At 56.1% G+C, this 16,566-nt stretch carries 17 protein-coding genes; 6 read left to right on the plus strand and 11 right to left on the minus strand.

The window, feature by feature from the left end; all coding sequences use genetic code 11:
* The first annotated feature begins 30 nt into the window (after positions 1-30).
* Entirely contained in the window at positions 31-1,167 is a 1,137-nt protein-coding gene (locus SYN7336_RS32305; RefSeq protein ID WP_017326338.1) for a M23 family metallopeptidase, read from the plus strand.
* Between the two features lie 5 nt (positions 1,168-1,172).
* Here the strand turns inward: SYN7336_RS32305 and SYN7336_RS12760 are convergent, their stop codons facing one another.
* From SYN7336_RS12760 to SYN7336_RS28020, 6 genes are all read right to left on the minus strand, one after another.
* Positions 1,173-2,174 (minus strand): hypothetical protein, encoded by a 1,002-nt coding sequence (locus SYN7336_RS12760; RefSeq protein ID WP_017326339.1) that lies wholly within the window; start codon positions 2,172-2,174, stop codon positions 1,173-1,175.
* 39 nt (positions 2,175-2,213) lie between these two features.
* Positions 2,214-2,654 carry an Rrf2 family transcriptional regulator gene (locus tag SYN7336_RS12765; protein ID WP_017326340.1) on the minus strand — a complete coding sequence of 147 codons (441 nt, stop codon included), beginning with the start codon at positions 2,652-2,654 and terminating at the stop codon, positions 2,214-2,216.
* Positions 2,655-2,723: 69 nt separating this feature from the next.
* On the minus strand, positions 2,724-3,461 hold the full coding sequence (ubiE, locus tag SYN7336_RS12770; RefSeq protein ID WP_017326341.1) for a bifunctional demethylmenaquinone methyltransferase/2-methoxy-6-polyprenyl-1,4-benzoquinol methylase UbiE: 738 nt from the start codon (positions 3,459-3,461) through the stop codon (positions 2,724-2,726).
* Positions 3,462-3,492: 31 nt separating this feature from the next.
* A complete protein-coding gene (locus SYN7336_RS12775) occupies positions 3,493-4,683 on the minus strand; it encodes an LptF/LptG family permease (protein WP_017326342.1) in 1,191 nt (396 codons plus the stop codon).
* A complete protein-coding gene (gene lptB, locus SYN7336_RS12780; RefSeq protein WP_017326343.1) occupies positions 4,680-5,408 on the minus strand; it encodes an LPS export ABC transporter ATP-binding protein in 729 nt (242 codons plus the stop codon). The genes SYN7336_RS12775 and lptB overlap by 4 nt, the downstream gene beginning before the upstream one ends.
* Before the next feature lie 15 nt (positions 5,409-5,423).
* The gene (locus SYN7336_RS28020) at positions 5,424-6,035 is read right to left on the minus strand and encodes an LptA/OstA family protein (RefSeq protein ID WP_017326344.1); all 612 of its coding nucleotides are present in this window, start codon (positions 6,033-6,035) and stop codon (positions 5,424-5,426) included.
* A 231-nt stretch (positions 6,036-6,266) separates the two neighbouring features.
* Here SYN7336_RS28020 and SYN7336_RS12790 point away from each other — a divergent pair, with 231 nt between their 5' ends.
* Together SYN7336_RS12790 and SYN7336_RS12795 are read left to right on the plus strand one after the other, a co-directional pair.
* A complete protein-coding gene (locus tag SYN7336_RS12790; RefSeq protein ID WP_026100954.1) occupies positions 6,267-6,656 on the plus strand; it encodes an MAPEG family protein in 390 nt (129 codons plus the stop codon).
* A 12-nt stretch (positions 6,657-6,668) separates the two neighbouring features.
* Entirely contained in the window at positions 6,669-7,769 is a 1,101-nt protein-coding gene (locus SYN7336_RS12795) for a DUF4351 domain-containing protein (protein WP_017326346.1), read from the plus strand.
* A gap of 40 nt (positions 7,770-7,809) precedes the next feature.
* Here SYN7336_RS12795 and SYN7336_RS12800 read toward each other — a convergent pair whose 3' ends face one another.
* Positions 7,810-8,313 carry a hypothetical protein gene (locus SYN7336_RS12800; protein ID WP_017326347.1) on the minus strand — a complete coding sequence of 168 codons (504 nt, stop codon included), beginning with the start codon at positions 8,311-8,313 and terminating at the stop codon, positions 7,810-7,812.
* A gap of 59 nt (positions 8,314-8,372) precedes the next feature.
* Complete coding sequence (locus tag SYN7336_RS12805; RefSeq protein WP_017326348.1) at positions 8,373-9,926, minus strand: YifB family Mg chelatase-like AAA ATPase; 1,554 nt, start codon at positions 9,924-9,926, stop codon at positions 8,373-8,375.
* A gap of 244 nt (positions 9,927-10,170) precedes the next feature.
* On the opposite strand from SYN7336_RS12805, the gene SYN7336_RS25765 reads away from it, so the two are divergent.
* The 3 genes from SYN7336_RS25765 (at position 10,171) to SYN7336_RS12825 (ending at position 14,045) form a co-directional block, all read left to right on the plus strand.
* Complete coding sequence (locus SYN7336_RS25765) at positions 10,171-10,803, plus strand: NADPH-dependent FMN reductase (RefSeq protein ID WP_017326349.1); 633 nt, start codon at positions 10,171-10,173, stop codon at positions 10,801-10,803.
* 229 nt (positions 10,804-11,032) lie between these two features.
* On the plus strand, positions 11,033-12,328 hold the full coding sequence (locus SYN7336_RS12815; protein ID WP_017326350.1) for a hypothetical protein: 1,296 nt from the start codon (positions 11,033-11,035) through the stop codon (positions 12,326-12,328).
* 397 nt (positions 12,329-12,725) lie between these two features.
* Positions 12,726-14,045, plus strand: coding sequence for an FGGY family carbohydrate kinase (locus SYN7336_RS12825; protein ID WP_017326352.1), 1,320 nt, complete (start codon positions 12,726-12,728; stop codon positions 14,043-14,045).
* Here SYN7336_RS12825 and SYN7336_RS12830 read toward each other — a convergent pair.
* From SYN7336_RS12830 to SYN7336_RS28025, 3 genes are all read right to left on the minus strand, one after another.
* Positions 14,042-14,473 carry a VOC family protein gene (locus SYN7336_RS12830; protein ID WP_017326353.1) on the minus strand — a complete coding sequence of 144 codons (432 nt, stop codon included), beginning with the start codon at positions 14,471-14,473 and terminating at the stop codon, positions 14,042-14,044. The genes SYN7336_RS12825 and SYN7336_RS12830 overlap by 4 nt on opposite strands.
* 365 nt (positions 14,474-14,838) lie before the next feature.
* A complete protein-coding gene (dps, locus tag SYN7336_RS12835) occupies positions 14,839-15,339 on the minus strand; it encodes a DNA starvation/stationary phase protection protein Dps (protein ID WP_017326354.1) in 501 nt (166 codons plus the stop codon).
* 145 nt (positions 15,340-15,484) lie between these two features.
* Entirely contained in the window at positions 15,485-16,486 is a 1,002-nt protein-coding gene (locus tag SYN7336_RS28025) for a hypothetical protein (RefSeq protein WP_017326355.1), read from the minus strand.
* Between the last annotated feature and the right edge of the window lie 80 nt (positions 16,487-16,566).

Here is a 16,566-nt window from a genome sequence, read left to right on the forward strand (position 1 = left end):
TGTGTCTTGCCTCCATTCAGAGTTGTCCCCATGCAGCAGCTTCAAAGCACTTCATCCAAGCTAAATCTTCGGCAAGCTTTTCAGACCGACAGATTGCGCATCGGAGAGCTCTTGCTGTTAAAGCAGGCGATCGGCCCTGCAGAATTACAAGCTGCACTGGCACGACAGCGAGTCAGCAGACGACCTCTGGGGGAAGTGCTGGTTGAGGCAGGTTACATTACTCGCGCCCAACTGCGGCAGGTGTTGTGGGAACAGCGGATTCGCAATGCCATTGCCGCCAGCCTATTGGCTTTGGGGACCGCACTGTCGGCAATCCCTCAAGTAGCGAACGCTCAAGCCATCGATACAGCAGCCTGCCAGCGACAAGAGCAACAGCATTTCACACCTGCAGCCTACGGTCGAGAGACGATCGCTCCATCTTTGGGCTGGGTTCCGATCGGACAAGGGCGCATTCGTCCCCAGTTACGCGAACGACCCAGTACTCGCTTGTCTAGAGTCATCACTCACCTGAGACCGGGGCACGTGATGGCAATTTTGGATCGGCTCGAGGGCTGGTATCGCGTCGAGATTGACGGTCGCTGCGGCTTTATTGCGGCCTCGGACATTGAGGTTTGGGCCGATCCCGACGGCCGCGATCCCGTGCCATTGCACAATCGTCCATCTGTGGCACAGCCCCTGCGGGGATTCAGTCATCCATTAGCTGGCGCGGGATATGTCTCTCAGGGGCCAAGTGGTTTTGCCACCCATCGCGGACGGGCAGAATTTTCCCTAGACTTTGCAGTAAAGCTGGGGACGCCCGTCTATGCCATGCGGGCAGGTCGCGTGGTGGGCCTAGAAGATCGCTTTCCCGACAGCGGTAGCGGCGCGGCAGGCATGCATCGAGTCAACTATATCTGGATCGAGCACGAGGGAGGCTATCGCTCGGCTTACGGTCATTTACAGCAGGGGTTCCGGCGGGCTGTCGGGATCGAAGTCGGCGATCGCGTTGCAGCAGGCGAGCGAATTGGCTATTCAGGCAATTCTGGCTACAGTACAGCTCCCCACCTCCACGTAGAGGTCCATCGACTCGAACGCGGTACCTTCGGGCAATCAGTCCCCTTCCAGATCGATCGCCTTGTCACCCCTCCAGATCGGGTGGAGCTTGCGTTGCAAGCGCGCGATCGCTAGCGTCCTCAACCTAGATTCCGTGGAAACCCTCCGGCCTTGGGGGGAAAGTTACTACTGCTGGGTAGCGAGATGGAGCGGTCGGGGGGCAGGGGCGGATGAGAAAGGGTTTTTTTAGGGTGGGGAGCAGTCTTTGGCGATCCAGTTGCAGGCTTGCTGCCGAGCGGGACAGTATCAGCTTCGATATCTGGCTGGGGCTCTACACCGAACTCGGGCTCTAGATCGGATTCGATCTCTGTGTCGGTTACTAACTCTGTATTGGATTCAGGTGCTGCCGGTACTGCTGTCGCGTCTCGGGCTCCATCAGATATCGTTTCGGCACCATCAGTTTTGGCAAGACTGACATTGGCTCCAGCCGCGTCATCCTGGGGTTCGGGCTCTGGTATTGGCGGTTTGGATTCTGATGTTTCAGGGTTGGAGGTGGGCTGTGGAACAATGGATATCCCCGCTTCCGTCAACTCGTCAGCCCAAGCAAACTTGCCGATTCCTAACCGTTCGAGCCAGCCTCGCTTGACTAGAGATACCCGCTGTTGAGCTCCCTCAATGGCTTCTAGCGTCTCGCCGATCGCCAGATCTGCTCGATTAATCGCAAACGTGGTTTCTAACGCGGAGGGCAGTAGCGGCAAGCCAGTTGCCGATAGGCTCAACCGAGAAATCTCGCCCGAATCCGCATCAAATTCGAAGCCTTTGATTTTTCCGAGAGCAACGCCATCAGTTGTTTCTAGGGACTGCCCCACCAGTTTTGCAAGCTTTGCTGTTTCGAGGGGATCGCTCAAAGCACTGGGCTCTACTAAGACCGCTCCGGTGCCCATCAATGTCACCTGCGAGAACGATACGGAGGCGATCGCAGACTTTTCAGCGGAACTGCGAATTGCAAACCCCACCACCTTCAACGCTTGAGGATCCACCCATAGCTGCACGACCAATCCCAATCGCTTAACCGTACCCCTGGTAAAGGCTTGCGTTCCTAAAAGCTGCGATCGGCGACGCAGTTGCGAAGCAGTAGACACAGTTAGCGATCCTCTCGCGGACGGACTCAGATGGTTGTCCTAAATGTAGTACATCACGTTCGCCCGCTGCTGCTGTGCCCGCAAATCGCACAGATCCTGAAGCGTATATTTTTTCAAAATGGCATCGGCAGCCAATCGCGCTTCCTGCCACGTTTCTCGCAGGATTTTCCCTTCGGCAGTCCCGGAATCTGATGTTGTTGCACGCTGCTTGGCGGCCTCCGCCCCTTCGATCGCCTCGATCGCCTCCTGCAGGCAGATGTTCCAGGGTTCCCGACCTAACAAGTAACCCCCTTTGGCTCCTCGCTGACTGCGCACAATCCCCTGACGGCGCAGAATCGCCAGTAACTGCTCTAAGTAGCGCTCGGGAATATCTTGCTTGGTGGCAATTTGCTTGATCTGCAACGGCTCGCCTGTATCGTAGTGCTGTGCTAATTCAAACAGCGCCAACAGGGCATATTCGCATTTACAAGACAGTTGCACGGTGACAGTTGTTGGGGCGAATGCAATCGACCCCAGTATACCCCGGTATTCCGCTCGAGATTTGCGGGTTTAAACAGCAGGCTTGGCTAACACCAAGATCCCCATCAGTCCTCCGGCCAGATCGTAAAACTGGGGCATCTCGAAACCCGCCGCGATCGCCAACTGACCCTGCTCGGCAGCCGTGGGAAAGTTCGCGAGGCTTTGCTGAATGTATTCATACTCTTGCTGCAGTCCCAAGCTGGCAGCCGCAGGCACCACAACTGCATCTAAATAAAGCTGCTGAAACTCTGCCATCCAGTGAGATGAGGTGAAGTCCAGCCGTTGAAAATCGAGAATCGCTGCCCGGGCCCCCGGCACGAGCACTCGCCGCAGTTCTCGCAGTGCCTGAGGAATATCCGTCAGGTTGCGCAGGCCGTAGCCCACAGTCGCGGCATCGAAAGAGTTTTCTGCAAAGGGCAAGTGTAGGGCATCGGCACAGATCCAATCCAACTGACCCCGCTGCGCTCGATCGCCTGCCCTCTGCGATCGCCGTCGCGCGATCGCCAACAACTGCTCCGATACATCAACGCCAACGATGCGACCGCTCGGCCCCACCGCCCGAGCGAGCTGTAGGGCCAGATCCCCCGAGCCACAGCACAGATCCAACACCGTGCCCCCCTGTGGCGGCTGTGCCCATCCCACCGCCATGCCTTTCCAAACGCGGTGAAGCCCCAAACTGAGCCAATCGTTGAGGCGATCGTATTGGGGAGCAATGCGATCGAACAGATCTCGCACGTCGGCAACAGACTGCACGGTAGAGCTAGGCATAGGGGTGGGGGAATAGGGGGATGGGGCGAATCTACACGCGGGCAGCACGATAAATCAGGCTGAGACCAATGGCGCTCACCGCGATGTTAGGCAACCAGGCAGCCATCACGGGCGTTAAAGCCCCCGTTTGACCGAGAGCTTGGGAGACAAAAGTCAGGGTATAGAAGCCAAAAATGATTAAAATGCTCAGCCCCAGCCCCAGTGCCGAACTACTCCGTTGCGATCGCATGCCTAAGGGGGCCCCCACCAGCGCAAATGTCAGGCAAATGAATGGAATTGCATACTTGAGTTGCAGATCCACTTGCAAACGCCGCACCTTACGAAAATTTCCCGCCTGTGCTTGGGCTTGGATATGGTCCTTTAGCTGGCGAATATTCATCTGCTCGGGGCTGCGAGAAAAGCCTAAGTCGAGGGGAGTACGGGGCAAAAACACCTGTTGGCTCTCAAACTTGAGAATGTTTGAATAGTTGCCCAGGGCATCCACGATATAGGTGGTGCCGTCGGAAAACAGCCAAGCATGCTCCCTCTCTTGCCAAACCCCCTCGTCGGCCACAATCACCTGATTGAAATCTTGCTGCGAAAAATCCAACACTGTAATGCCAAACATCGTCTCCCCATCAAACCGACGGGCATAAAATAGCCGCTGTAAGGCCGATTCGGTCCCGAGGGAGCCGTCCGGTCGTTCGATCGCCACTTCGCCAAATTCTTGATAGAGAATATCTTCGTTGCGGGTACCCAGAGTGTCGCGATTTTCAAGTGCTGTTTGCAATAGTGTCTCTGCCCGCAGGTTAGCTTGCGGCACGATCGCTTCATTAAAGAGAAACGTGCCGCCGGTCGCGGTCAAACTGAGCATCAGGGCGGGCACGATTAGGCGATAGGTACTGACTCCGCAACTGCGCAAGGCCGTGACTTCGCTGTCGCCCGAGAGGCGACCGTAGGCCAGCAACGTGGCTAGCAGGGTTGACATGGGGAACGTCAACACAATGATGCGCGGAGACTGCAGAACATAGAGCTGCATCGCCACTGACAGGGGCAACCCCTTCTCCGCAACCAGTCGCACCAACTCGAACAGCGAGCCAATGGCCGTACCGATAGAGGTGAAGGCCACAACGCCAAACAGAAAGGGTAACACCATTTCCGAGAGAAAATAGCCCTCCAGCATGGCAAATCGCAATCTGGGGGCGATCGCTACTCGGGGAGGGGCAGAATCCGTCGCAGTCACAGTCTGAAGTTCTCCCCTAAGTAATACTTGCGCACGAGAGCATCCACCGATAACTGCTTCGACGTGCCCTTGGCAATGATCCCGCCGTCATTCATGATGTAGGCGCGATCGGTAATAGCCAAAGTTTCGCGCACGTTGTGATCGGTGATCAACACCCCAATCCCCCGCTGCTTCAGTTGAGAGACTGCCTCTTGGATATCGCTGACGGCGATCGGGTCTACCCCCGCAAACGGTTCGTCTAGGAGCAGAAATTTTGGCCCCACCTTACCGGCCACGAGCGCGCGGGCAATCTCTGCCCTGCGCCGTTCCCCCCCCGAGACTTGCATGCCCAAGCTATCGATCACGTGGGTAATGCGAAATTCTTCTAGTGACTTCGATAGGCGCTCCGGCCATTCCCGTCGGGGCACTCCTGTTTGTTCCATCACTAACAGGAGGTTGTCGCGAATGCTCAACCGCCGAAAAATGCTCGGCTCCTGAGCGAGATAGCCAATCCCCAGCTTGGCACGGCGGTGAATCGGGAGTTCGGTGATTTCGCGATCGCCCAACCAGACCCGCCCGAGAGAGGGGCGCTCCAAGCCAGTTGCAATATAGAACGTAGTGGTTTTCCCGGCACCGTTGGGGCCGAGGAGTCCGACAATCTCTCCGGGTTCGACCTCTAGCGAGACATTTTTCACCACCTCGCGACGACCGTACCGCTTACTAATGTTGTCTAGCTGAAGTTTCATGCCGTTCGAGAGGGGTTAGGGAGTCGAGCTGTCTAGGAGAGTCGAGCTGTCTGGGAGAGTCGAGTTGTCTGGAGGATCGATCGATGGGGCCGACAGTGGCGGGATTCCATCGGCTGCTGCATCCGATATTGCCCCTTCGACGTCAACCTCAGAATTGTCCCCCTCGGGCACTTCGCCTGCTGTTGTCGCATCTCCCTCATCTGAAGGAAACACGTAAATTGATTCCACCTGCTGTCCGGCAGCGGGGAGCGCTTCTATCGTGTTCAGCTCCACTAAATAGGTTACCGTTTCTGCCTGCAGGCGGTTGGGTCCCTGCGTAATATCGACATTGCCCTCCATCACAATCCGCTGTTCTTTGGTGTAATAAGTCGCAATTTCGGAGATCCCCTCCACCTCTCTGGAGGGATAGCGAATGATGACGTTGCCGGTAGCGACAATAACTCCGGTGTCGGCGTTGGCGGTCTGAACGTCAGAAATCACTGTCAGAGCTCGATCTGCTGGCGCTGGTGCCGCGTTCTCTTGAGCCCAGATGGGGCTATTCCAGCTCAGTCCGGCGATCGCCAATACCGCGAGCCCTACGACCCCTGAACAGTACGGTTGTAAGCGTGGACGAAATAGCGGCAGCATTATTTTGATTCCAAAGGGATGGAGCGCGGGGCTCAGAGTTACTGTATCTGGTTTCTCGTGCAGAGCGGTGCGGTTCTACGCGAAAATGCGTTCGGCCTCAAGTCTCTTTTTAGCAGATGCCGCACATTCCGGGGGGTAAAAGCAGTGGGTGGGATGCCTGCTGGGCGATGCTTAATGGCAGCGGCTGCAGGTACAGTCAAACATCAAGCAGATCTTCGCAATGGAACCGTTATGACAATTGATACAACTTGTTTGCTGATTTTAGCGCTGTGGTCGATTCCGCTCAATCATATTCCCGCGATCGCCAGAGTGGCAGCGGCAGGGGTGAATTGGGGCTTGGGCAATCGCGATCGGAAGCCAGAGGTGGCGGCATGGGTGGAACGGGCCGATCGGGCACAGCGCAACCATCACGATAATTTGGCGACGATCGCCGTTGCGATCTTACTGGTCCAGGTAACAGGACAAACAGACGAGATTACCGGGATAGCCTCGATTGTTTTAGTCATCTCGCGCATTCTCCACAGCTTGACCTACATTGCTGGCATTCCGGTGGTGCGATCGCTAGCTTACTTCAGCGGACTCATTGCGATCGGAACGATTGTTTGGCGACTGTTCGCCTAATGGGGATTTTTGATGAGCTCAACCCGCCAAGATTTTGATAACCCTTGGAAAGATATTATGGAGGTCTATTTTAAGGAGTGCTTGGCCTTCTTCTTTCCCAAGATCTACGCCGAGATTGACTGGAGCCGAGGTTACGAATTTCTGAATACCGAACTCCAGCAAATCGCCCGCGACGCAGAAGTGGGAAAGCGCTGGGCCGATAAGCTCGCCAAAGTATGGCGCAAAGATGGCAGCGAAGTCTGTGTCATCATTCACGCAGAAGTGCAAGGTCAGCCCGAGAGCATTTTTGAAGCACGCATGTTTACCTACTACTATCGCCTGCGGGACAAATTCCAAGTCCCCATTGTTAGTCTGGCCATCTTGAGTGACGAGCGAGCCAGTTGGCGGCCCAATCAATTTGAGACCGGTCTGTGGGACTGTGAGTTGAGCTTTCGGTTTCCCACGGTGAAGCTGTTAGACTACGAGCAACGCTGGGAAGAGCTGGAAGCCAGCCAGAATCCCTTCGCTACGGTCGTGATGGCGCATCTGAAGACCCAGGCGACGCGGGGTCAGCCAACGGAGCGCAAGGGGTGGAAATGGCGTTTGACGCGGCGGCTGTACGAGCGAGGTTACGAGCGTCAGGCGATCGTCAATCTGTATCGCTTCATCGATTGGGTGATGCAGTTGCCCGAGGAATTGGAGCTAGAATTTCGGACAGAGTTAGATCGATGGGAGCAGGAGAATCGTATGCCTTATCTCAGCACGATTGAGCGCATGGCGCGTCAGGAAGGTCTGGAACAGGGGCGCGAAGAAGGACGCGAACAAGGACGCGAACAAGGACGCGAACAAGGTCTGGAACAAGGACTCGAACGAGGTCTGGAACAAGGACTCGAACGAGGTCTGGAACAAGGACTCGAACGAGGTCTGGAACAAGGACTCGAACGAGGTCTGGAACAGGGAGAACGAGCACTGATTTTGCGCCAGCTCGCGCGGCGATTCGGGGAGATTCCTACGCAGCGCCAAGTTCGCATAGAAGGACTGGCACTACCTCAATTGGAAGAGCTGGGTGAAGTGCTATTGGATTTTCAGAGTGGGGACGATCTCGATATTTGGTTGGATGCATGCGATGTGTGAGGCTGTTTGCATCGGGACTAGCATCCAACGAGTCCCGGAACTAGATGCCGAGATACTCCAGCACGATCGCCACTAAAATTGCACAGAATACTGAACTGATGACCCCAGCCGCGATCGCCTTAAAATAACGATTCGGACTCATTCGTCGAGCATCAAACAGGTTGCGAATGGACAGCAATAGCGCATAGAACTGCATGGGCAGAACAATGAGTCCCACTATCGCAGCTCGATAAGCGCGATCGACACTGCGATCTTCTGGCGAGATGTAAAGATCGTCCTCTTCATCATCTCCACCCCCTACATCCGCTTGACGCTCGGCGTTGTATTTTGCCTCGAGTAGGGCGATTGCCCTGCGCTTATCTCGCGATCGCACCTGCAACTTAATCCAACCTGCTGCCACCGTCAGATGCCAAGCCGCCGACACCGTAGCGTCATCGATAATTTGAGCCTCAACCCCTTCCAGTTGCAAATACTGGCGAGCCAGTGCAGCAGTCGTGCGCTCGTTGAATGTCGCAACCGTCACAAACTCTGTCGGAAGACTCATAAGGGGCACTGGAGGGGAGGAATCGCTGAGACTGATTGTAGCGAGCAATTGTTCGGAACTCAGTTCCCCCGGTCCAGACCCCGATATTGGATCGCTTCGGCAATGTGAGCCGGTTCGATTGCCTCGGCTGCCGCCAAATCGGCGATCGTGCGGGAGACTTTGAGCAGGCGATCGCTGCCTCGTGCCGACAGATTGAGCTTGCGGATCGCCCCTTCCAGCAATCGGCGGCTGGCCTCGTCCAATTGACACCACTGGCGCAGGTGACGGCTCTGCATGTGGGCATTGCAGCTCAGGCTCGGATCGGCTCGAAAGCGCTCCTGTTGCCGCTGGCGGGCGGTCAAGACGCGATCGCGGACGGAGCTGGACGACTCTCCCAACTGCATCGATAACATTTCCTCCGGCTTGAGGCGATTGACGCGGACGTGCAGATCGATGCGATCGAGCAGCGGACCGGAAAGCTTGGACCAATAGCGCTCGCGCTGGTTCGGCGAACAGGTACAAGCCACGACAGGATCGCCGTAGTAGCCACAACTGCAGGGATTGGTAGAGGTGACCAACGTGGTTTTAGCGGGATATTCCACCCGATGTTTGGCACGCGAAATCGCAATCTGGCCATCTTCGAGGGGCTGGCGCAACACTTCTAATACCTCGCGCCGAAATTCTGTCAGCTCGTCCAAGAACAAGACTCCGTGATGGGCGAGGGAAATCTCTCCCGGTCGGGGATAGGAGCCGCCCCCCACGAGTGACACCCCTGAGGCGGAATGATGGGGCGCGCGGAAGGGGCGATCGCACACCAGCGCACTCTTCGATCCGTTTTGCTGCTGTAACCCCTGCCGCAAGAGTCCTGCCACCGAATAGACCTGCGTCACTTCTAAGATTTCAGCCCAATCCAGTGGCGGCAGAATGCCGGGTAGTCGCTTGGCTAACATGGTCTTTCCCGAACCGGGGCTGCCCACAAACAAGAGATTGTGACCGCCCGCCGCCGCCACTTCCAGTGCCCTGCGAGCCAGCGCCTGACCTTTGACATCTGCCAAATCGGGCACGAACTGACTTGCCCGTGCCATTAATTCCTGGGGCTGTACCTGCACCTTTTCAAACTGTTCTGGCGATTGCAGCCAATCCCCTACTTCCTGCAACGAGTTCAGGGCGTAAACATCCAGACCTTTGACCATCGCAGCTTCGGCACCATTGGCGGCAGGCACCGCCACTCGCTGTATCTGCATCGCCTTCGCTGCTGCGGCAATGGGCAAGACTCCCGTCACGGGGCGCAGGCTGCCATCCAGCGACAGTTCTCCTAAAAACAAAGTTCCGGCTAATAAAGCGGGATCGATTTGCTCGGATGCCGCCAGAATGCCGATCGCGATCGGCAAATCGAAACTCGGCCCCTCCTTGCGCACGTCCGCTGGGGCGAGATTAATCACGATCTTGCGCTGAGGTACGGCAAATCCAGAGTTTTTGATCGCCGCCCGCACCCGCTCCTTCGACTCCTGAACGGCGGTATCTGGTAGTCCTACCACCACCGTCTGGGGCAATCCGCCCGCCACATCCACCTCGATCGCCACTTGCAGAGCTTTCAAGCCCAACAGCGTTGCAGACCAAACTTTGGCAAACATCCTTGACCTCGCAAGCACCCTGTCGAAACGCTCCGCAGCGATCGCGAATCACGCCGTCAGCGTAGGGTTCCCATCCCCAGCCGCCGCCCAACCCGTAAAACAACTGAAGTCGCGCTAATTGCCTTGCAAATCAAACTCGTTATGAGTACGATTTAAATAAAGTCCTTTCAACCGTCTCGGCTCGACTATTTGACCGCTTGGGATTTTGACGTTTATCGAATACTTGTCCCTTAGGGAGATGCTTATGTCTACGATCGCCAAAACTGCAGTGCCAACCGGGACACTCGCCTCCAATCGCCAGCGTCCCGTTAAAATTGTGGGAATTGGGGGGAGTTTGCGCCCTCAGTCCTACACCTACAGGGCACTCCATTACGTCGCCGAGCTCGCGCGCAGCTACGGAGCAGAAGTCGAGATCCTAGATTTGCGGCAGATGGACTTACCGTTTTGTCAGGCAGGCGATGAAGAAGGCTATCCTGACGTTGCCAAACTGAAGCAAGCATTTTTGGCCGCCGACGGAGCCATTTTAGCCACCCCCGAATACCACGGCGGCCCCAGTGGCGTGCTCAAAAATGCCCTCGATCTGATGAGTTTCGATCAACTAGAAGGCAAAGTATTCGGCAACATTAGCGTCTTGGGAGGAGGCTCCAACAGCAATGCCCTCAATCAATTGCGCACGATTGTGCGCTGGGTCCACGGCTGGACCATTCCCGAACAAATTGCGATCGGCCAAGCTTGGCAAGCGTTTGACGAGCATGGAGAAATAACTGATGAAAAGTTGCGCCAGAGATGCGATCGCTTTGCTCGCAGTCTGGTCGAAAACACCTGCAAACTCAGAGGCATTCCCTATCCCGATGCAATCGCGGCAGCACTCAACTAAGCTTCTTTGCTTGGGTTTATCCCTTCAGAGAAGCGGCCGACCGCGAATATACCGCTTGAATCTTTAGATCTTTGTCGCTTTATTGCGGACTGTATCTTGCAAAAACGTGCGACGTATGATGTGGATACGAACGGGCATCGAGCCCGTTCGTTTAAAATCGAGTATGAGTATAATGAGCGACTTGGCAAGACAAAAGATACAGTGGTGCTTTTGAAAGCGGTGAAGATCTATGGATACGGCAGTTTCGCAGCATACCCTAAATGGAGATCGGGATCTTCTCGCACGAGTACAGGCAGCCCAACAAGCCCTAGCCATACAGGTAGAAGTGGCCAATCGCTCGTTAGAAAAGCTGGCAGCAGAGAACGAGAAATTTCAAGCGGACCGACGGGCTCTCGCCAGCGTGCAAGTCGCGCTCGCGAAGCTACAAAAACAACTCCCCGAAGCCATTCGTTACAACACCGAGTCGATCGCTAAATTGCACGCGCAGATTTCGCAAGTGGCTGAAACTATGTCTGCAGAGCGAGGGGGGCTTGCCGATTCTGGCGCGCTCGATGATTTGAAAGAAGGTTTGGCCCAACTGCAGCAGCATACGGAAACCTCGATAGGCCAATTGAGCGATCGCCTCTCGGAGATCGATCGCCAGCTTGTGGAGCAGGCGGCGATTGCCCCCAAAACCGCCGACCTCGTCTGCGTACACGAGGCCCTCAATCGACTGAAACAGGAGAGGGCCAGCACCGCCTCTGCCAAAGAGCTCTCAGTCACTGCCATTGAAGAATTGAAAACGAGGCTGGGCCAGCTCGGGACTCGGCTACCGGCAGCAGTACAGAGCAATACCGAGGCGATCGCCAATCTCCAGGAGCAAGTGGCTCACCTGTCGATTCAATTGGCAAAGCTTCCTGCTGCGCTCGCGCTCGACGAGCCGAGTGCTGAAATCGAGAGCCTGCGTGCAGATGTCGAACAGCTTTCGCAACAGATGAATGAAGCCAGTTGGGGCGAACAGATCGCCCATTTAGAGGCAGCGATCGCCGCTCTCGACCCATCTGGAGCCGTCGATCTCGCCCCCTTGCAAGCCCAAATCGCAGCGTTGGAGGCTAGCTTGTCAGCTTTGCCCGACACAACGTCGCAAAATGCTAGAGCGATCGCCGCTCTGCAAGAGAAAATCGGCAAGCTAGAGAAACGGCTAGTCAAGCAGTCGAGCAAACGTGGAAATTCCCTCGCGACCAACAAGGCGATCGCCGAATTGCGCTCTGCAGTCTCTAAACTCAAGCACGAGCGAGTCCAATCGAGTCAACAACCCCAGCCGTCGAGATACCCCCCCTCAGCGCCCCCCCCTCAGTCGAACAACTCTGCCCCTCAGACGAGCCGCCCCGCCACACCGCTACCCCCATCGCCAGAACCCCCTCGACAGCCGTCAACCCCAAACGCGGTATCCTCTCGATCGGAATCGTCCTCTCCGTCGTCACCTAAGAAATTAGAGCCGCTGGAATCGGTTATCTCAACTGTGATTGGCTTCTTCTGCAAATAATCGCTGGATCGCCCCCCTCCGCTCAGCTGTGCCGAAGCGCTCGTGGGTACGGAGAACCCTTTTCCGCACTAAACTTCTGCTCGCAAATCAAGCCAATCTAGAGATTGGGCTTGACATCTTAACAATGTGTCATAATAATTGACACATACATTAAGAAAACCCGAGTTGCTTAGCAATGGATCAAACTATCTCTCCGACCGTGTGGGTTTACCTTGCCATTGGAGCTACCTTTATCTGGGGTATCTGGGGCAGATCGGACGACGATATCACCTTCTAGCATCCAATCAATTCGAGTGCTGCTGTAGCAGCCTTTGAGTTTATTCGCAATTTTCGATCGCACTTCAAGCCCCTTCGCTACTGAAGGGGCTTCAATCGTAGAGCGATCGGTCATAAGGACGTGCAGTTTCGCTCGCAAGCTTGGCAAGACAAGAGGATCGCTGCAACCAGCGACACAGTGCCCGTGTATCTAGGATTTGACTTCGGCACCTCTGGGGCACGAGCGATCGCCATCCATACCGACGGCTCGGTGCGAGCCCGAGCCTGCTGTGCCTATTCCGAAGCGGCCAACTCAGCCTCCGGCTGGCAAACGACCCTCTACCAACTGCTCGCTCGCCTTCCCATTCCTATCCGGCAACAGGTGCGGGCGATCGCGATCGACGCCACCTCCTCTACGACCTTGGCTTGCGATCGCGACGGATGCCCCATTGCCCCCGTTTTGCTCTACAACGACGGACGCGCTATCACCTGGCTGCCCATTCTGCAACAGGTCGCCCCTGCCCATCACGTCGTCCTCAGCGCCACATCGGGCTTAGCCAAGTTGCTGTGGCTGGGGCAGCAGCCTGACTTCGATCGCGCTCGCTACTGCCTCAGTCAAGCGGATTGGTTGGGGCATTTGCTGCACGGTCAGTTAGGAGTCAGTGACTATCACAACTGCCTCAAGCTGGGGTACGACGTGGCCCATTCGTGCTTCCCTAACTGGCTGCTATCTCTAGAGGCAGGCGGACGGGCGATCGCCCCTCTCTTGCCTCGCGTTGTCGCACCGGGAACGCCAATTGGGTCGATTCGTCGCGAGGTGGCCGACCGATTTCAACTGCCGCGAGATTGTGCGGTTTGTGCGGGAACCACAGACAGCATTGCCGCATTTTTGGCCAGTGGTGCTGCTACCGCAGGAGAAGCCGTCACGTCATTGGGGTCCACATTAGCAGTCAAACTGCTCAGTGCCGTGCGGGTGGACGATAGCCGCTACGGCATTTACAGCCACCGACTGGGACATCTGTGGTTAGTGGGGGGAGCCTCGAATACGGGAGGGGCAGTATTGCGACAGTTTTTTAGCGATCGCGAGTTAGTCCAGCTCAGCGATCGCATCGATCCCACTCTGGCCAGTCCGCTCGACTACTATCCCCTGCTGCAATCGGGGGAACGCTTCCCCAGCAACGATCCCGCCCTTGCCCCCCGCCTGGAGCCGCGCCCCGATCGCGATGTGGAGTTTTTGCACGGGCTATTGGAAAGCATGGCCCGTATTGAAGCGCGGGGATACGGTCTCCTACAGCAATTGGGAGCCACGCCCCTACAGCGGGTATACACGGCCGGAGGGGGAGCAGCCAATCGGACTTGGACCGCTCTGCGATCGCGACACTTAAAAGTCCCTGTTGAGACAGCCGCTCGGGCTGAGGCGGCCTATGGAGCGGCACTGTTAGCCATGCGGGGATTAGATTAGGAGCGATCGCCGACTAGGGAAAATTCGCGCGCGCCAAAGACACTTTCAGGGTGGGTATAGAACTTGAACTCCAGTAAGTTATAAAAAGGATCGCGTAAAAAGAAGGTGCGATGTTCGGTAATCTCTCCCGCAAAGCGCGTTTTGGGCTCTTGATAAAAACTCAAGTGGTTGTGTCGAGCTCGTTCGAGTAGCGTTTCCCAGTCCGATAGCTCGGCAAACACGAGGCCAAAGTGACGGGGATAAATGCCCTGCTGGGGAGCGAATGACTCTTTCGTGACATGGGCCACCAGTTGGTTGCCGTAGAGGTTGAGAATCACTGAAGTAGGAGTTTCGCGACCCAATTGGCAGCCGAGTCCATCCGCATAGAACGATTTGGCGCGGGAAATATCGGCGATCGGAAAAGCGAGATGGAAGATGGTGCTGTTCATAGGATTTAGGCTAAACGCTTGGAGGTCGCATTGCGCTGTAGCTTGAGGACGAATCCTTATTTCTCACTACAATCTAACTCCTTCGGCTTGTACTGAGGTCCAAATTTGTGATGACCCCAACCCGGTTGTTGGTGATTGTCGGCGAACCCTTATGGTACGTGCTAAATCGAACGGAGAGGGGGGGATGCAAACCCCCGCTAAAAGCGGACAAGACCCCGAAGTCGGGGTCTTGTCCGCTTCAATATCGGCTTTGGCCGCACGATTGCGTACACTGTGCAAACGATGACGTTCGCTGTTGCTCAACCTGAGGGCCATGCAGAGTCGTCGACTCAGGTCGATCGCATCAATGGGGCGATCGCCAATGCTTACCCTTGCAAGTGGGCTTCTAGGAACCACAGATTTTTGTCAATTTCGCGAGAAATCTCCGTGTAGAGGTCGGCAGTATCGTCATCCCCCAGATCCGCCGATTGGGCGATCTCAGCACGGGCGCGGGCGGCAAAGTGAGCGAAACGTTCGGCCAAAGCGCGAACGTGATCTTCTCCCCCAACCGCTGTCAAATCATATTCCGGCAAGGTCGAGGTTCTGGCAGCAATTCGGGCAGTGCCCATTGCCGTCCCCCCCAGGGCTGTGACTCGTTCGGCCACCATATCCACATATCCTTCTAGGGTGGTGGCAAACCCGTCAAACATCTCGTGCAGGGCAATAAACTGCATGCCCTTAACATTCCAATGGGCTTGCTTGACTTGGGTCTTGAGATCCAGCGTGTCGGCCAGCGTCTGATTGAGCAGTTCTATCAACTGGGTGCGGCTGGTTTCGGGCAGATCGATATGTGTGGAATATAAAGTGGCTGATGCAGCAATAACCATTCTGTTGCCTCCGGGTTTAAGCTTGCTTGCTTGTCTTAGTTATACGCGAGGGACAAGCGGGATACACTGCTCCCCAGCGCGCGACTCTGCGACCCAATCCTGCTACAATGAAGTCGGTATGAGTATGAGTTTAAGGCGATCGCCACTACTCGATTTCGCTCACCTTCAATTCGTACAGTCCTCCTACCCCTTCGGCCGTAAGATTGGCAATGTAGACTTCGTAGTTGCCAGCATCCCAAGGGCCGAGAATAAAGGGATTTTGACCGGTGCTGCACCAAACTGCACCGTCGGGGCCGAAGATGACCAAAGAGGTGCGCTCGTCACTTTCGACCCACACCTTGAGATAACTAAAGTCATCTTGCAGGGTCAGCAGGTGATCGGGGCTGGTATCGATAAACCCTTCACAACGGCCTGTTTCAGTCTCCGCCTGACCGGTTGCTTCCGCCGCAGAAAGAGGGCCGCCAGTTTCCCCCCTGCCGATCGCCGGATCGGGCTCGAAGCCGGGGGCAACATTGATGGGCAAATAAAAACCGCCTCCTTCAGTAAAGTCAGAACCGAACCCCTCTTCCTCGCGCGCAAATTCGGACTCGCGCGCAAATTCGGAGAGGTGCAACTCGTAGCGGGAGCCGATGCCTTCTGAGATAGCGTTGCCGATGTAGAGATCGTAGTCACCTGCGGCCCAGGCTCGTTCAATTGCTGGAGAATCGCCTGTAGCGCACCAAGCTTCTCCTTGCGGGCCGATTGCCACTAGCGAGACTGTGTCAGAGCTATGCACGCTAATGCTGAGAAAATTGAAGCTGCTGGTGAGGGTGAGGACGTGATCGGGGCTTTCGTTAACAAACCCTTCACAGTTGCCGGTGTTTGTTGTGCTAGTGCCCGACACATCTTCTGCTTGCCGAAATCCGCCTACTTCGCCAGTGCCAATGGCGGGATCGGGGCTAAAGCCGGGGGCCAAGCTAAAGTCGAGATAGTCAGTTGAAACTTCGGCGGCGTTGGCAGAGGGGGGCGCAGTGCTTTCTGTGGAGGTGGTTTTGTCTAGAGGCTCGTTGGGGGGCCCAAAAGATGTGCAGGCCACTAAAGCCAAGGTCAGCGTGAAAGCCCCGATGGCGGGGAGCTGGCGGTGCGGGGTGGTGACTGGAGCAGACATGCGGCGATCGCGTGTGATAGAACGCGTGTGATAGAAGTAGTGCCCAGATTGTAGCTTGCAATCTGGGGTGGCTACTCGGG

The organism is Synechococcus sp. PCC 7336 (assembly GCF_000332275.1).
GTDB lineage: Bacteria > Cyanobacteriota > Cyanobacteriia > Thermostichales > PCC-7336 > PCC-7336.

Excerpts from the sequence above, each read along its gene's own strand:
- ubiE (WP_017326341.1), bottom strand. The coding sequence starts at position 3,461 with ATGCCTAGCTCTACCGTGCAGTCTGTTGCCGACGTGCGAGATCTGTTC.
- SYN7336_RS32305 (WP_017326338.1), top strand. The coding sequence starts at position 31 with ATGCAGCAGCTTCAAAGCACTTCATCCAAGCTAAATCTTCGGCAAGCT.
- SYN7336_RS12790 (WP_026100954.1), top strand. The coding sequence starts at position 6,267 with ATGACAATTGATACAACTTGTTTGCTGATTTTAGCGCTGTGGTCGATT.
- SYN7336_RS12830 (WP_017326353.1), bottom strand. The coding sequence starts at position 14,473 with ATGAACAGCACCATCTTCCATCTCGCTTTTCCGATCGCCGATATTTCC.
- SYN7336_RS25765 (WP_017326349.1), top strand. The coding sequence starts at position 10,171 with ATGTCTACGATCGCCAAAACTGCAGTGCCAACCGGGACACTCGCCTCC.
- SYN7336_RS12800 (WP_017326347.1), bottom strand. The coding sequence starts at position 8,313 with ATGAGTCTTCCGACAGAGTTTGTGACGGTTGCGACATTCAACGAGCGC.
- SYN7336_RS28020 (WP_017326344.1), bottom strand. The coding sequence starts at position 6,035 with ATGCTGCCGCTATTTCGTCCACGCTTACAACCGTACTGTTCAGGGGTC.
- SYN7336_RS12795 (WP_017326346.1), top strand. The coding sequence starts at position 6,669 with ATGAGCTCAACCCGCCAAGATTTTGATAACCCTTGGAAAGATATTATG.
- lptB (WP_017326343.1), bottom strand. The coding sequence starts at position 5,408 with ATGAAACTTCAGCTAGACAACATTAGTAAGCGGTACGGTCGTCGCGAG.
- SYN7336_RS12805 (WP_017326348.1), bottom strand. The coding sequence starts at position 9,926 with ATGTTTGCCAAAGTTTGGTCTGCAACGCTGTTGGGCTTGAAAGCTCTG.
- SYN7336_RS28025 (WP_017326355.1), bottom strand. The coding sequence starts at position 16,486 with ATGTCTGCTCCAGTCACCACCCCGCACCGCCAGCTCCCCGCCATCGGG.
- dps (WP_017326354.1), bottom strand. The coding sequence starts at position 15,339 with ATGGTTATTGCTGCATCAGCCACTTTATATTCCACACATATCGATCTG.
- SYN7336_RS12815 (WP_017326350.1), top strand. The coding sequence starts at position 11,033 with ATGGATACGGCAGTTTCGCAGCATACCCTAAATGGAGATCGGGATCTT.